Annotated in this window: 12 protein-coding genes; 1 reads left to right on the top strand and 11 read right to left on the bottom strand. The window is 69.3% G+C overall.

Going from position 1 to position 14,751, the window contains the following annotated elements; all coding sequences use genetic code 11:
- Positions 1-90 precede the first annotated feature (90 nt).
- The 9 genes from ATK30_RS40665 to ATK30_RS40625 all read right to left on the bottom strand — a co-directional run bounded on the left by ATK30_RS40665 (position 91) and on the right by ATK30_RS40625 (position 9,343).
- Positions 91-1,026, bottom strand: a complete 936-nt coding sequence (locus tag ATK30_RS40665) for a LysR family transcriptional regulator (protein WP_101440004.1) — start codon at positions 1,024-1,026, stop codon at positions 91-93.
- Positions 1,027-1,038: 12 nt separating this feature from the next.
- Positions 1,039-2,388 carry a phenylacetate--CoA ligase family protein gene (locus ATK30_RS40660; protein WP_101440003.1) on the bottom strand — a complete coding sequence of 450 codons (1,350 nt, stop codon included), beginning with the start codon at positions 2,386-2,388 and terminating at the stop codon, positions 1,039-1,041.
- A 31-nt stretch (positions 2,389-2,419) separates the two neighbouring features.
- A complete protein-coding gene (locus tag ATK30_RS40655) occupies positions 2,420-3,568 on the bottom strand; it encodes a CaiB/BaiF CoA transferase family protein (protein WP_101440002.1) in 1,149 nt (382 codons plus the stop codon).
- Entirely contained in the window at positions 3,558-4,766 is a 1,209-nt protein-coding gene (locus ATK30_RS40650) for a CaiB/BaiF CoA transferase family protein (protein WP_101440001.1), read from the bottom strand. The genes ATK30_RS40655 and ATK30_RS40650 overlap by 11 nt, the downstream gene beginning before the upstream one ends.
- Position 4,767: 1 nt before the next feature.
- Positions 4,768-5,175 carry a Zn-ribbon domain-containing OB-fold protein gene (locus tag ATK30_RS40645; RefSeq protein WP_101440000.1) on the bottom strand — a complete coding sequence of 136 codons (408 nt, stop codon included), beginning with the start codon at positions 5,173-5,175 and terminating at the stop codon, positions 4,768-4,770.
- Positions 5,175-6,401, bottom strand: a complete 1,227-nt coding sequence (locus tag ATK30_RS40640; RefSeq protein WP_208637552.1) for a thiolase family protein — start codon at positions 6,399-6,401, stop codon at positions 5,175-5,177. The genes ATK30_RS40645 and ATK30_RS40640 overlap by 1 nt, the downstream gene beginning before the upstream one ends.
- Entirely contained in the window at positions 6,398-6,904 is a 507-nt protein-coding gene (locus tag ATK30_RS40635; protein ID WP_101439999.1) for a MaoC family dehydratase, read from the bottom strand. The genes ATK30_RS40640 and ATK30_RS40635 overlap by 4 nt, the downstream gene beginning before the upstream one ends.
- A 24-nt stretch (positions 6,905-6,928) precedes the next feature.
- Positions 6,929-8,098, bottom strand: coding sequence for an acyl-CoA dehydrogenase family protein (locus ATK30_RS40630; RefSeq protein WP_208637551.1), 1,170 nt, complete (start codon positions 8,096-8,098; stop codon positions 6,929-6,931).
- Between the two features lie 87 nt (positions 8,099-8,185).
- Positions 8,186-9,343: a CaiB/BaiF CoA transferase family protein gene (locus ATK30_RS40625; protein ID WP_101439998.1), complete on the bottom strand. Its 1,158-nt coding sequence runs from the start codon at positions 9,341-9,343 to the stop codon at positions 8,186-8,188.
- A 396-nt stretch (positions 9,344-9,739) separates the two neighbouring features.
- Here ATK30_RS40625 and ATK30_RS40620 point away from each other — a divergent pair, with 396 nt between their 5' ends.
- Complete coding sequence (locus ATK30_RS40620) at positions 9,740-10,654, top strand: alpha/beta hydrolase (protein ID WP_101439997.1); 915 nt, start codon at positions 9,740-9,742, stop codon at positions 10,652-10,654.
- An 83-nt stretch (positions 10,655-10,737) separates the two neighbouring features.
- On the opposite strand, the gene ATK30_RS40615 is transcribed toward ATK30_RS40620, so the two are convergent.
- Positions 10,738-12,678 (bottom strand): hydantoinase B/oxoprolinase family protein, encoded by a 1,941-nt coding sequence (locus tag ATK30_RS40615; protein ID WP_101439996.1) that lies wholly within the window; start codon positions 12,676-12,678, stop codon positions 10,738-10,740.
- Positions 12,671-14,746 carry a hydantoinase/oxoprolinase family protein gene (locus ATK30_RS40610; RefSeq protein ID WP_244194874.1) on the bottom strand — a complete coding sequence of 692 codons (2,076 nt, stop codon included), beginning with the start codon at positions 14,744-14,746 and terminating at the stop codon, positions 12,671-12,673. The genes ATK30_RS40615 and ATK30_RS40610 overlap by 8 nt, the downstream gene beginning before the upstream one ends.
- Between the last annotated feature and the right edge of the window lie 5 nt (positions 14,747-14,751).

The raw sequence follows: 14,751 nt of genomic DNA, 5'->3' as shown, positions 1-14,751 counted from the left end.
TCCCGCCGCGTTTTCGATGTTAGGCAGCTCACGCCCGGGGAATCAATTCGGAATCTCCGAAACGGCGCTTCGGGGAACGGAAAGCGGCGTTCAGCTCTCCACCGGGAGTTCGTCGACCGGCCGGTCCAGCAGCTGTTCGAGCAACGCCCGGCAGGCCGGACCCGGACGACGGCCCGCGGCGGTCGCGAGGTGGAGCTTCCGCTCCGCCCACGGTTCGGCGAGTTCGACCACCGCCACCCGGTCCAGGAACTCCCGGGTCACCATGCATTCCGGTTGGGCCGCGACGCCGAGTCCGGCCTGGACCAGGCTCAGCGCGACCTCCCCGCTGCGCACGCTGAACGCCGGTTCGAACTCCTCGCCCAGCCGGCGCGCCGCGGCCCGGAACGCGCCCGCCATCGGTCCCACCGCGATCAGGGGCTCCGGCAGCAGCTCCGCGAACGTCACGCTCAGCCGGTCCGCCAGCCGGTGCCCGCGCGGCAGCGCCACCACGATCCGGTCCCGGCGGTACGGCGTCACGTCGACCCCGGACAGGTCGAGTTCGTGCGCCGCCGCGAACACGCCGAGGTCCGCTTCGCCGCGCGCGACCTCCTGCAGGATTTCCTTGTTTTCGATTTCGTGGACGATCAACCGGACCCGCGGGTATTGCCGGTGGAATTCGCCGAGTTCCCTCGCGAGAAACGGAGCGAAGATCGACCGCGCCGACGCGATCGTCAGATCTCCCTGCATTCCCTCGGTGAACGACGCGATTTCCGACCGGATGTCCTCGAGGCTGCCGAAGATCTTCCGCACGTGCCGCGCGAGCACCGCCCCGGCAGGCGTCGGCACCACGCCGCGCGGGCCGCGCTCCAGCAGTTCGATGCCCGCGATCGCCTCCAGGTCGTGGATCCGCTTCGTGGCCGTCGACGCCGAGACGTTCTCCCGGATCGCGGCCAGCCCGATCTGCTTCTCCTCGACCGCGGACAGGAACAGCCGCAGGGTCAGGAGGTCGACCTGCCGGATCAGGTGCAGCCTGTTGAACGCGCTCACGCTTTACCTCTATCACGCGGTCTGCGCGGGCACCCGTTCGACGAGATTGACTTTGACGTGGTCAGGGCGTTTCAGCGTGCCGTCCGGGACCAGCGTGACGGAGGTTTTCACGTTCAGCGCCGAGCGCACCCGCTGCTCGATCGCGGCGCGCAGTTCGGTCTGGCGGGCGTCGTCCAGTCCGGCGTGCTCGACCACCAGCGGCAGCGGCTTTTGGGTCGAATGCCCCTCGAAGTCGGCGCGGATCCGCATCTCGCCGGTGGTCGCGGGAGCGAGTTCGGCGACCAGCTGCTTGATCGCCGACGGGAAGACGTTGATGCCCCGGACGATGAGCATGTCGTCGGTGCGTCCGATACAGCGCACGGTGTATCCGGTGCGTCCGCACGGGCAGCTGGTGCCGGTGACGACGACGTGGTCGCGGGTCCGGAACCGCACCAGCGGCGATGCCTGCCGTTGCAGCGCGGTGTAGACCAGCTCTCCCTGCGCGCCCTCGACCGGCGCGATCTGCTCACCGGTGTCGGGATTGATCAGTTCGGCGACCATGAGGTCCGGGGATAGGAAGTGCATGCCGTTCCCGGCCTCGCATTCGCCCCAATACGTGCACGCGATGTCGGTCCCGCCGAGCATCTCCCGCGACGTCGCACCCCACAGCGACTCCAGCTTCTCGCGCACCGCGGGCAGACCGCCACCGGGCTCTCCGCCGACACTGATCGCCCGCACCCCGAGGTCCCGGGCTTCCTGCCCGACGATCGCCGGTGCCTGTTCGGCCAGGTACGCCAGGAAATATGGCGTCCCGATCAACGCGTTCGGACGCTGGTCGGCTTGCACGCGCAGGAGTCGTTCGGCTCCGGCTTCGGCGCCGATCGGGATGTCCACGATTCCCATGTACTGCAAGATCTGCACCACCGGCAGCCCGCCGACGAACCCCTTGCTCATCCCGAACGCGTGCAGCAGCCGGTCCCCGGGCCGGAACCCGTTCGCATACAGCGCCCGGGCCCCGAGTTCGCACCAGGTGGTGATGTCGCCGCGCGTCAGCCCGACGTAGGACGGACTGCCGGTGGTCCCGGACGAGGCTTGGATCTGCACGATCTCGCCCGGATCCGCCGCCACGTGCGCGCCCAGCGGTGCCGCGGCGGCCAGGCTCTCCCGCAGCTCCTGCTTCTCGGTGAAGGGCAACCGGGCCAGATCCTCGACCGACCGCACCCGCGACAGGTCGATCCCGGCGAACTTCTCCCGGTAGAACTCGCTGCGGGTGCCGACGTAGGCCAGCTGCTCCACCAACCGCGCCTCCTGCACCGCCCGCGCCTCCTCCGCGGACGCGGATTCGATCGCACTCCACTGCTTCTCCGAATACGGCGCAGCCATCACGCTTTCCACTTCTCTCCAGGGGACGAGTTCACGCCCGGGTCGGCAGCACCGAGCCGAGCAGGTCGTTGTCCGCGCCGATCGGGCGGACCGCGGGCAACGGCGGCGGCCGCCTGCCGTCGAACGACAGCGGCAGCCCGACGACGCCGATCTCACCCTCGTCGGCAGTGTCGATGATGCCGAGCGCGCGCGTCTGCTCGTGGCTGACGAGTTCCGGGGTCGTCTGCACCGGCGCGCACGGGATCCCGGCCGCCTGCAGCCGTTCCTGCCATTCCGCGCGCGTACCGGTCGCGATCCGCTCGCCGATCAGCCGGTCGATCTCGGCGCGGTTCTCCAGCCGCGCGGCGTTCGTCGCGAACCGCGGGTCGTCCGCCCATTCCGGACACCCGAGAGCCGCGGACAGCCGGGCGAACAGCGCGTCGTTGGCGCAGCTGATGATCAACGCGCCGTCCGAAGCCGCGAACGCCCGGTGCGGGACGATGAACGCCACGCCCGACCCGTGCCGGCTCCCCGGGTACCCGTCGGCCTGGTACCCGGCGATGCCGACCGAGTTCCACGCGATCGCCGTCTCCAGCAGCGACGCGTCGACCGCGGCCCCGGCGTGCTTCACGTGCCGCCGGTTCAGGGCCGCGAGGACGCCGATCACCGCCCACATCCCGGTTCCGAAGTCCACAATGGACACCCCGGCACGCACCGGGCCGCCGTCGTGTTCGCCCGTGATGTCCATGATCCCGGAGAACGCCTGCATCAGCGGGTCGTAGCCGGGCAGTTCGCGCAGCGGCCCGGCCTTGCCGAACGCGCCGATCTCGCAGTGCACCAGTTCCGGTTTGGTCACCCGCAGGTTGTCCGCGTCGAGGCCGTACTTCGCCGCGGTGCCGGGACGCAGATTGTGCAGGAACACGTCAGCCCGCTCGGCGATCAGCCGGTGCAGGGTCGCCAGGTCCGAGCGGTCCTTGATGTCGAGGCTGAGGTAGCGGCGGCCGCGGTTGAGCGCGTGGAACGCGGCCCCGTCGCCCTTCCATTCGCTCGGCCCCCAGCCGCGGGAGGAATCGCCCGTCGGACGCTCCACCTTCCACACCTCGGCGCCGAGCTCGGCAAGGATCTTGCCGGCGAACGGCGCGGACGCGCTGTCGCTCAGCTCCACCACGACGATCCCCGTGAGGGGCAGTTCACGCGTCATCGCGCACTCCCGTCCCGGCCGCGCCCGCCGCGAGCAGCGCGCCGATCTCGTCCTCGCCGAATCCGAACTCCCGCAGCAGCTCCGCCGTGTGCTCGCCGAGCCGCGGCGCGGGATGCCGCAGCTCGGGAGCGCTTTCGCTCCACCGCTGCGGGAGGCCGATGGTGCGCAGCCGCCCCTCCGTGGGATGGTCCTGCTCGGCGAAGAACCCGATGTCGCTCATGTGCGGATCGCTCAGCAGCGTCTCCGGCGTGTTCATCCGGATCGCCGGGATGTCCGCCTCGGTGAGCAGCTTCAGCCAGTCGTCGGTGGACCGGGTCGCGAACACCTCGGCCAGGAAGGCGTACAGCTCGCCGATGTTCTCCGTCCGGCCGTGGATGTCGGCGAACCGCGCGTCCTGGGCCAGATCGGCCCGGCCGACCGCGGCGAAGAACCGCTGCCAATGCCGGTCGGTGTAGATGTTGACGCCGAGGTAGCCGTCGAGGGTCCGGTACGGGCGGCGGTCCGCGTTCATCATCCGCGCGTAGCCCCACTCCCCGATCGGCGGCACGAAGGTGTGCCCGTAGAGATGGTCGCCCATCGCGAAATGCGCGAACGTCTCGAACATCGGTACCTGGACCTCCTGCCCGTGCCCGGTGCGTTCCCGGTAGTACAACGCGGCCGTGACCGCCGACGAAACCGCCATCCCGACGGTCCGGTCCGCGATCGCCGTGGCGACGTACGCCGGTTCGCCCTGTCCCCGGCTCTGCACCACCGGCATGCCGACCGCCGCCTGGATCAGATCGTCGTACGCCGGTTTCGCCGCGTAGGGGCCGTTCTGCCCGAACCCGAAGCAGCCGCAGTACACCAGCCGCGGGTTGATCTCCCGGGCGTCCGCATAGGACAGTCCGAGCCGTTCCATCGCCGCCGGGCGCAGGCTGTGCAGCAGCACGTCGGCCGTGCGCATCATGCGGACGAGCGCGTCCCGGCCCTCCGGTTGCTTCAGGTCGAGCACCAGACTGCGCTTGTTCCGGTTGAGGTGCAGGAAGATCGCGGCCATTCCGGGGTTTCGCCGCGGGCCGACGCCGCGCGTGGTGTCCCCTTCCGGAGACTCAACCTTGGCTACGTCGGCGCCCAGGTCCGCGAGCAGCAGGGACGCGTACGGCCCCATGAAGTTCGAGGTCAGGTCCAGGATCCGCACACCGTCGAGCGGTCCCGCCATGTCATCCCTCCTCGGCCGGGGCGAACACCGGGAGCGTCTGCTCCCCGCGGCGCACGAAGCGGACCTCGACCGGCATGCCGATCTCGATCGCGTCCGGCTCCGCTTCGATCTGCGTGAACAGCTGATAACCCTCGTCCAGTTCGACGAACCCGACGGTGTACGGCACGATCGCGGCCCACACCGGCGTCGGACCGCGCATGATCGTGCTGTACGACCACACCGTGCCGTGCCCCCGCGACTCCTCCCAGCCCAGCGACCGGGCGGAGCAGTGCGGGCAGTACGAATGCGCGGGCCACACGACTTCGCTGCACGCACCACAACGCTGGTAGGTGAGCCGTTCCTCGTCGAGCGCCGCCCAGTACGGCTCGGCGTCCAGCAGCCGGTACGGCTGCGGCCAGTCCTCGCTCATCACGGCCTCCCAGCGTCGTTGCCGGACAACACCATCACGCCCGCCGCGGCGAGCATGCCGCCCGCGCCCTGCACCAGCACCGTGCGCAGTTTCCGCTTCGGCGCGAGACCGAGCGCGGTCCCGCGCAGCTGCCGGACCGCCTCGACCAGACTGTCCATATTGCACGAGATCCCCGGTTGGCCGAAGGAAAGCCAGCCGCCGTTGGTGTCGGTCGGCAGGTCGCCGTCGACCCCGGTACGGCCTTCCCGGTACACGTCGATGCCGTGGCCCTTCTTCGCGAAACCCAGGTCTTCCATGATGATCGGCCCCATGTGCGCGAAGTTCACCGACAGCTGCAGCATGTCCACATCGGACGGAGTGAGTCCGGATCGCGTGAACGCCTGACGGGCGGCCTCGACGGTCGCGGTGTGGGTCAGGTTCGGGAACTGGCCCAGTCCGGCGAACCGTCCGGACCGCATGTTCATCCGGTCGGTGAGGTACTCGTGCGTGGTCGCCGAGCCGTAGCCGCGCACCCAGACCGGATCGCGGGCTTCCTTGGCGCGTTCGGGCGAGGTGACCACCAGCGCACCGCCGGTGCCGCCGCCCCAGGTGGAGCACATCCACCGGCGCAGCGGAGTGGCGACATACGGCGAGGACAGCACCTTCTCGCGATCGATCTCGCCGTGCTTGCGCTTGGCCGCGTGCGGATGCCGTGCGCCCCATCGCTGGTTGGCGATCGCGACGTCGGCGAGGTCTTCCTCGGTCAGCCCGTACTCGTGGAAGTACCGGCTCGCGGCCTGCCCGTACAGCGACGGGATGGTCGGGCCGTACGGCACCTCGTACTGCGGATCCGAATCCGCCTCGGAGCCCATCGCCACCGCGTCCACGAACAGCTCGGTCGCGTCGCTCTGCACGCACAGCACGTACTCCGCCGCGCCGGCCGCGATCATCTGCGACGCCACCGCGATCGTCGACGTCAGCCCCGCGCCATGCAGCGTGATCTCGCTGTTGAGCGTCACCGGCATCTGCAGGTGCGAGATGAAGACGTTGCTCCACTGGGACCGCTTGTCCGCCCACGGCGAGCGGCCCGTGAACACGGCGTCCACCTGGTGCTTGCCGATCCCGGCGTCAGCCAGCGCGGCCATCGTCGCCTCGGTCGCCAGCTGCAGCGGGTCTTTCCGGTCGGTCTTCGACGCGTACGCGTCGCCCATCCCGACGATCGCGGCGACCGGTTCTCCGGCGGTCACTTCCGCTCCGGCTGCTTCTCCGTGGGCAGCGACGCCGCCAGCAGCGCTTCTAGGTCCTCGCGGCGACGCAGCATCAACAGGCTCCACTCGCTGCGCTGCACCACGTACCCGTCCTGGTTGAGGGCCTTCATCAGGAACGTCGTGACGCCGTACTTGTCGTCCTTTTCCTTCTTAGCGGTCACCTCGGCGGTCACGTAGATCGTGTCGTCGATCGCGACCGGCTTGAGGTAGCGCAGGTTGTCGATCCCGTAGTTCGCCTGGATCGACGGGCCGAACTGGATCAGGCCGGTCATGATCGAGTACGTCAGCGAGCCCTGCACCAGCCGCTTCCCGAACCGGGTCTGCTCGGCGTAGTGCTTGTTGGAGTGGATCTCGATCCAGTTGCCGGTGAGGGCGCAGTAGTTGACGACGTCGGCCTCGGTGATCGTCCGCCCGCCCGAGCGGAACGTCTGACCGACTTCCAGCTCGTCGTAGGGCATGTCGATGCGGTTGTTGATCCCCATTGATCTTCTCTCCTCAGAACCGGGTCAGGCGGGCAGGCGCATCGACTTCGCGATGATCGTGCGCTGGATCTGCGACGTGCCGCCGCCGATCGTCGACTGGATGCTTTCCCGCAGGTACCGCTCCATGTCGCCCTCGGGCAGGTTCGCGTAGCCGCCGAGGATCTGCATCCCGTCGAGCGCGCACTGCTTCAGGGTTTCCGAGCCGTAGAGCTTGGCCATCGAGGTCTCGCGCGCGGCGGGCAGGCCGTCGGCCTTCATCTGCGCCGCCCGGTAGCACAGGAGCCGGGCCGCGTCGACCCGCGTCTGGTTCTCCGCCAGCATGTGCTTGAGCACCTGGAAATCGCGGATCGGCTTGCCGAACTGGGTGCGCTGGTGGGCGTAGCGGTTGGCGTTGTTCACCGCCTCCTGCGCGTTGCCGGTATACGCGGCGGCGACCGCGCAGCGCTCCAGCTCCAGGTGCTCGGTGATGATCTTCCAGCCCTGGCCGACCTCGCCGAGCAGCGCGTCCGCGGGCACCCGGACCTCGTCGAGGAAGATCTCGGTGGTGCCGGTCGCGTGCCGAGACAGCGTCGGCAGCTTGCGGATGTCCAGGCCCGGAGTGTCGTTCGGGATCAGCAGCACGGACAGGCCGTTGTGCTTGTCGTTCTTGTCCGTGCGCACCAGCATCGCGATCACGGTGTCCTTCGCCGCCGCGCCGCTGCACCACAGCTTCGAGCCGCTGACGATCCAGTCGCCGTTCTCGTCCCGGCGCGCGTGGGTCTTGGTATTGGCCGCGTCCGACCCGGCGTCCGGCTCGGAGATCGAGACCGAGAACCGGATCTGCCCGTCGATGAACGGCTTGACGTACCGCGCCTTCTGCTCCGCGGTCCCGTACTTGATGATGTTCATCGCGGTGAACGTCGGCACCAGCACCGAACAGGCGAAGTCGAAACCGAACTTGCCGAGGCCCTCGGCCATCAGGGAGTAGTCGAAGATGTCCCCGCCCGAGCCGCCCTCCGACTCCGGGATCAGGATCCCGAGCCAGCCCTGCTTCGCGATCTTCTCATACGCCTCGTACGGGTACTGCCGCTCGAAATCGCACTTGCGCACGTATTCGACGGTGATTTCGTTGTCCATGAAGTCGTTGACGGTTTTCAGCCATTCCGCCTGCGCTTCGTTCAGGAAATTCGCGCACATGATTTCCGGTACTCCCATCACGGTTTCCATCAGATTAAGACCGCCGGACCGCAAATCCAATTGACGATTCCCGAACCGTGGATTCGGGAATTCCGAATCCACGGTTCAGCCGAGCGCGCCCGAATCGCGCAGGTCCGCCGCCTCGGCCGCCGAGAAACCCCAGTCGGCCAGTACCTCGTCCGCGTGCTCCCCCGGCGCGGCAGGCGGCCGCTGGATCGCGCCCGGCGTGCGGCTGAACCGGGGCGCCGGCGCTGGTTGCACCACGCCTTCGACCTCGACGAACGTGCCGCGCGCCCGCAGGTGCGGATGCTGCGGGGCCTCTGCCATGGACAGCACGGGCGCGAGGCAGACGTCCTGCCCCTCGGCAAGCGCGCACCATTCGTCGCGAGTCTTCGTCCGAAACACCTCGGCGAAGCGTTTCTTCATCTCCGGCCAGTGCTCTCGGTCGTGCTGGCCGGGCAGCTCGTCCTCGGTGAAGCCGAGCATCCGAAGGGTGTTGCGCCAGAACCTGGTCTCGTTCGCGGCGAGGCTGATCCAGCCGCCGTCCTTCGTTTCGTAGACCTGGTACCAGGGCGCACCGGAGTCGAGCCGGTTCGTGCCGCGTTCGTCGGTCCAGTAGCCCGCCGCGCGAAAGCCGTAGAACGCGGTCATCAGCGACGCCGAACCGTCGACCATCGCCGCGTCCACCACCTGGCCGCGGCCCGAGGTGCGGCTTTCCAGCAGCGCGGACACCACGCCGAGAGCCAGGTAGAGCGAGCCGCCGCCGAAGTCGCCGACGAGGTTCAGCGGGATCACCGGCGGCCCGCCCGCCTCGCCGATCGAGTGCACGACGCCGGTCAGCGACACGTAGTTGACGTCGTGCCCCGCCGCCCGCGCCCACGGCCCGTCCTGGCCCCAGCCGGTCATCCGGCCGTACACCAGCGCCGGGTTCGCGGCCAGGCATTCGTCCGGTCCGAGGCCGAGCTTCTCCGCCACGCCGGGGCGGAATCCTTCGACCAGCGCGTCGGCCCGTTCGACCATCCGCAGGACCGCGGCGACCGCGGCCGGATTCTTCAAGTCCAGCGGCACCCCGCGCCGGCCGCGGTTCATCAGGGTGAACCGCGGTGCGATCGGCGCGCCGCCGTCGTAGCCGGGCGGGCGTTCGATCCGCACGATTTCCGCACCCAGATCGGCCAGCAGCATGCAGCCGAACGGGGTAGGCCCGACACCGCCCAGCTCGACGATCCGTATCCCGGCCAGCGGCCCGGAATGCGCCTGTTCCATCCTCGCAACGCTACGCGCGCGGGCGGCGGAAACCTATTTCGCAAATCCGAAGCGGCGCTTCGGGAATTCCGAATCGATCGTCCCGGACGGTCTGCTTACGCTACGGCAGCCCCGCTCGGGGATCCATTCCAGCATCCGTCTTTTCCGGCGCACCATTCGGAGCGGGGCGTTCAAAGGACGCCGCCGAACTCCCCGTCCACGCCGGGACCCGGCAGCCGAGCCACGTCCGACCCCGCGCCGCCTCGGACAATGTGTTCCTGGGAGAACCTTGTCCCAGGCTGGAATCGTCCCATTGTCGGGTCCCGCGAGGCGCGGCATCGTCGAAGGCAGGGGCCGGAGCACCCCGGCCCGGCCGGCGGAAATCGCCTGGCAACACGGGAAAGAAGACGAGAGACGATGAAGACGAACGTGCGCTTCCCCAGCGCCGGCCTCAGCCTGGCCGGGCTGCTGTTCACCCCCGACGACCACACCGGCGCGCCGCTTCCCGCGGTCGTCGTGTCCCATCCGGGCGGCGGCGTCAAGGAGCAGACCGCCAGCATCTACGCCGAGCGCCTCGCCCGCGAGGGCTACGCGACGCTGGTGTTCGACGCCGCGTACCAGGGCGAAAGCGAGGGCGAACCGCGCGGGCTGGAAAACCCGTTCCAGCGCGGCGAAGACGTCCGGGCCGCGGTCACCTACCTGACCACCCGCGACGACATCGACCCGGCCCGCATCGGCGCGCTCGGCATCTGCGCGTCCGGCGGCTACGTGCCGTTCGCCGCGCAGACCGACCACCGGATCAAGGCCGTCGCCACTGTCAGCGCGGTGGACATCCGCAGCCTGCTCGTCGAAGGACTCGGCCGCACCCAGGGCCCGGAGATCCTGCAGGCGATGCTGGACCAGGCCGGCGCCCTGCGCACCGCCGAGGCGCGCGGCGAAGCCCCGCTGATGCAGAACTGGGCACCGGAAAGCCCAGCGGGCCTCGAAGAGGCGCCGACGCTCTACCGCGAGGCGCAGGACTACTACCGCACGCCCCGCGGCGGGCACTGCAACTCCACGAACGAATGGCCGCTGCGCAGCATCGACCAGATCGCCCAGTTCGACCCCTACGCGATGATCAAGCTGATCGCGCCGCGTCCGCTGCTGATGATCATCGGTTCGGACGCCGACACCGGCTACTTCAGCCGCGAGGCGGTCGAGAAGGCCGACGAGCCCAAGGAACTCTTCGTCGTCGACGGCGCCACCCACATCAGCCTCTACGACAAGGACGAGCACGTCACGCCCGCGGTTGCGAAGCTGACCAGTTTCTTCGGCGAGCACCTCTCCGCCTGAGCAGAGAAAGTACCGGGTTCTCCAGCGAGAACCAGCCCCGGTGTGCGGACGCCCGGCAGGAGCGCCCGCACACCGGCTGCCGGTCAGCGCCGGGAGGCCCGGACCCGTTCGGTCGCGGCCAGGTCGAGCACCAGGCCTTCCGGATCGGCGTGCGGATCGCCGGTGATCACCACGCCGAAGTCGCGCTCCGCGGCGGCGAGTGTCACGTACTCGTCGCGGACGTCGCGCAGCACGTGCTGGGGGTCGCGGTCCAGGGGGTCGCCCCAGCCGCCGCCTCCGTTGGTCACGTACCGCCAGGTGGCCCCGGCTTCGGTCGCCCAGCCGGGATCGCGGCCGTAGTAGAAGTACTCGCCGTCCGGACGCGGGGCCTGGGTCTTCGGATCCAGCGTGCCCGCGACGGCGACTGCACTGGCGTACGAGGAGTCGTCCGCGGGCACCAGGGTCGACGCACCGGTCGTCTCCGCACCGTCGCGGCCGAAGATCCAGACTCCGCCGAGAGCGCCGTCGTTGCCGCCGCGCACTCCGACGCCGCTCGCGTTGCGGAACCGCAGCGCGATGGTCTGATGCTGGCCGGGCTGGGTGTACATGACGTCCTTCGCGACCGAAGCCCCGCCGCGGAACGAACCCGGACCGGCAGTGTCCGGAAGGAACTCGCGCCGCATGATGCGCAGCGGGAAGTCCGCTTCCAGCGATTCCGTCGACGGCGACATCAGGTTGAAGATGTAACTGCAGGAGAACCCGTCGCCGTCGCCCGCGGACGAACCGCCGCGCGGGCCGTGTTCGCCGCCCGCCATCGCCGAGCACATCCACGGAGTACCGTCCGGGCCGACGCCGTACGCGTTGTGCACGTACGCCGCGCCGAAGTCGCCGCCGAGCGCGGCCTCCCCCAGCACCGAGCCCAATGCCCGGCACAGCACCGTGTTGATCAGGGCGGACACTTCGTAGTAGCAGAAGACCGCGCCGTCCGGCGGCAGGGCGCTGACCATCGACCCGGCCGGGATCACCAGATCGATGTCGCGGAACGTGCCGGAGGTGAACTCGCTTTCCGGCGACAGCAGCATTTTCAACCCGACGCCGATCGCGGTCTTCGCGTCGAGCGCACCGGCGTTGATGCAGGTGCGGGCCTGCCGCGACGAGCCGCTGAAGTCGGCTTCCAGCCTCGGGCCGCGCTTGCGCAACGTGAGTGCGACGACGTACTCCTCGCTGTCGTCGACGCCGTCGGCGTCCAGCGAACCGGTCGCGGAGTAGTCGCCGTCGGGCATTTCGGCGAACGCCAGGCGCATGCTTTCCGCCGACGCGTCGCACGCGTACCGCAGGCTGCCGAGGTACGCCTCGATGCCGTAGCGCTCGATGATCTCCTGGATCAGGCCCTCGCCGAGCGCGCAGCAGCTCTGCATGGTGTGGAAGTCCGGCAGCATCAGCTCGGCCATCCGCACGTTGTCGAAGATCAGCGAGAAGGTCTCCTTCACCGGCTCGCCCGCGTGGTAGAGCAGCCGGGGGCTGATCGAGATGCCGTCCTCGTAGATGTTGTGCTTCGCCGCCGAGAACCCGCCGGGCGCGATGCCGCCGACGTCGAGCTGGTGCGCCCGCAGCGCGATGAAGCTCGCGATCCGTCCCTCGTGGAACACCGGGCGGATGAAGCAGACGTCGTTGTAGTGGTTGCCCATCCGGTAGACGTCGTTGCAGATCAACAGGTCGCCCGGGACCAGGTTCTCCGGCCCGAACTCCTCGACGGCGACCCGCACGCCCGCCGACATCGTGCCGAGGAAGATGGACAGCCCGTTCGTGACCGCGCTCATCGCGTAGTCCTGCTCGGGCGGCGCGCAGACGCACGCCGCGAAGTCGTAGCAGAGCGCGATGATCGGGGAGAACGCCCGGTGCAGCAGACCGGTGGTGACGTGCTGCGCCGAGTACCGGAGCCGGTTGGCCAGCACGGACGCGGTGAACCGGTCGCAGTCGTAGCGATCGAGGAACTGCTCGTCGGTGAGGTCGCGAAGCAGCGTTTCGGTCGTGGTGTCAGTCATTGCCTTCGCTCCTCTGCTGACCGGTCGCCCGGGTGATGACGAGTTCGCCGATCCGGCCCACCTCCGCGACGAGACCGGGCGGCACGAAGGTGGTCGACATCGGCTCGCGGATCACCGCCGGGCCTTCGATGACGTCGCCGCGCATCAGCTGGTCGCGTTCGTACTCGCCGGCCTTGAGGTCGGTTTCCTCGAGGTGCCGGATGGTGATGGTGCCGACCGGCTGGGGCGATTCGCCCGCGGGCCGTCGCGGCGGTTCCGGGTAATCGACCTTCGGGGTGGGCACGACCGCGGTGAGCCGGTAGGTGACGCCCTGCACCGGCATCCCCTCGAAGCGGTTGCCGGAACGCTGCTCGTACCCGTCGTGGAAGTTGGCGATCATCGTCTCGACCGCCGCCGGGGTGATCTTCCCGTTCGGCACCTCGACGAACGGGGTCTCCCAGACCTGGCCCATCAGCTGCCCGTCGAACGAGCGGGTGAACGTGACGCGTTCGGCGTCCTTGCCCAGCGACCGCGTCATCGCTTCTTCCATGCTCGCGTAGACCGCGTCGATCTCGTCCGCGGCGTCCGGGGTGAGCACGGCGTAGGCGGTGCGGCTGTCGGCGTACACCTGGTCTGCGCTGACCAGCCCGAGCGCGGAGAACAACCCCGGATGCGGCGGCACGAGCACGCTCTTGACGTGCATTTGCTCCAGCAGGCCCGGCAGCATCATCGGGCCGGCCGCGCCGTAGGCGACCAGCGCGTGGTCGCGCGGGTCGACGCCGTTCTTGACCAGCACGTCGACGATGCCCTCGGCCACGTTGTTGAGCGCCATCCGGTAGGCGAACCGCACCCGCTCGGACAGCGTCGCCTGCGTGTCGAGGTTCTCGAACGCGGCCTGCGCGAGTCCGGGGTCGAGCCGCGAACGCCCGGCGGCGAACCGGTCGGGGTCGAGGATTCCCATCATCAGGAAGGTGTCGGTCGTTGTCGGCGCTTCGCCGCCGCGTCCGTAGCACGCCGGGCCGGGGTCCGCGCCCGCGCTCTCCGGGCCGACCTTCACCTCGCCGGTCGGCGTGATGCTGACGATGCTGCCGCCGCCCGCCCCGACGCTGACGATCTCGTTCGACAGCGTGTTGACGATCAGGTCGTGTTCCAGCTCGAACGTCGTGTTGACGAATGGTTTGCCGCCGGTGACCACGCTGATGTCGCTGGAGGTGCCGCCGATGTCGGTGCAGATCAGGTTCGGCTCGCCGATCAGCTCGCCCAGATGCGCACACGCCACGGTCCCGGCCGCGGGCCCGGAGAACACGATGCGCGAGGGCCGTTCCATCGCGACCTCGACCGGCGCCAGCATGGCCGCGCAGTCGGCGAAGTTCAGGTCGCCGGTGAACCCCAGCCCGCTGAGCCCGGCGGCCAGTTCCCGGGTATACGGGCCGTAGATGCGCTTCATCAGCACGTCGACGACCGTGGTCGAGGCACGCGGGTACTCCCGCGCCAGCGGCGAGACCTCGCTGGAGATCGAGCACGCCACGTCGCCGATCTCCTCGGCCACCAGTTCGCGCAGCCTGCGCTCGTGGCTTCCGTCCACATAGGAATTGAGCAGGCAGATCGCGACCCCTTCGACGCCGCAACGCGCCAGGATCCGCAGCTCCTCGCGGGCCTGCTGCTCGTCGAGCGGGATCACCACCGTCCCGTCCGCGCCGAAACGTTCGCGGATTCCGCGGCGCAGATAGCGGGGCACGATCGGCGCGGTCACGTCGCCGAAGCTGCGGTGCCAGCGCGGATCGGTGTTGGCCTCCGGCGGCCGCATCGCGCGGGCCATGTCGAGCAGGTCGCGATGGCCCTCGGTGGTCAGGAACGCGATCTTCGGCAGCCGCCGGGTGATGACCGCGTTGAGCCCGTGCGTGCTCGCGTGGTTGAACGCCGCCGCCGCGGCGACGTCCACTTCGGACGCGCCCTCCAGCACGGCTTTGTAGCTTTCGGTGACATTGGTGGCGACCTTGACGGTCTCGATCCGGCCGCCGGAAATCGAGACGATGTCGGTGAAGGTGCCGCCCACGTCCACGCCGATCATGTTCTTGCGCTCAGCCATGTCGA

It is taken from the genome of Amycolatopsis echigonensis (assembly GCF_002846615.1).
Lineage (GTDB): Bacteria > Actinomycetota > Actinomycetes > Mycobacteriales > Pseudonocardiaceae > Amycolatopsis > Amycolatopsis echigonensis.
This window is presented reverse-complemented; position numbering and strand designations above follow the sequence as displayed.

Coding starts and splice junctions, on each gene's coding strand:
- ATK30_RS40660 (WP_101440003.1), bottom strand. CDS start 2,388: ATGGCTGCGCCGTATTCGGAGAAGCAGTGGAGTGCGATCGAATCCGCG.
- ATK30_RS40655 (WP_101440002.1), bottom strand. CDS start 3,568: ATGACGCGTGAACTGCCCCTCACGGGGATCGTCGTGGTGGAGCTGAGC.
- ATK30_RS40650 (WP_101440001.1), bottom strand. CDS start 4,766: ATGGCGGGACCGCTCGACGGTGTGCGGATCCTGGACCTGACCTCGAAC.
- ATK30_RS40645 (WP_101440000.1), bottom strand. CDS start 5,175: ATGAGCGAGGACTGGCCGCAGCCGTACCGGCTGCTGGACGCCGAGCCG.
- ATK30_RS40635 (WP_101439999.1), bottom strand. CDS start 6,904: ATGGGGATCAACAACCGCATCGACATGCCCTACGACGAGCTGGAAGTC.
- ATK30_RS40630 (WP_208637551.1), bottom strand. CDS start 8,098: ATGGGAGTACCGGAAATCATGTGCGCGAATTTCCTGAACGAAGCGCAG.
- ATK30_RS40625 (WP_101439998.1), bottom strand. CDS start 9,343: ATGGAACAGGCGCATTCCGGGCCGCTGGCCGGGATACGGATCGTCGAG.
- ATK30_RS40620 (WP_101439997.1), top strand. CDS start 9,740: ATGAAGACGAACGTGCGCTTCCCCAGCGCCGGCCTCAGCCTGGCCGGG.
- ATK30_RS40615 (WP_101439996.1), bottom strand. CDS start 12,678: ATGACTGACACCACGACCGAAACGCTGCTTCGCGACCTCACCGACGAG.
- ATK30_RS40610 (WP_244194874.1), bottom strand. CDS start 14,746: ATGGCTGAGCGCAAGAACATGATCGGCGTGGACGTGGGCGGCACCTTC.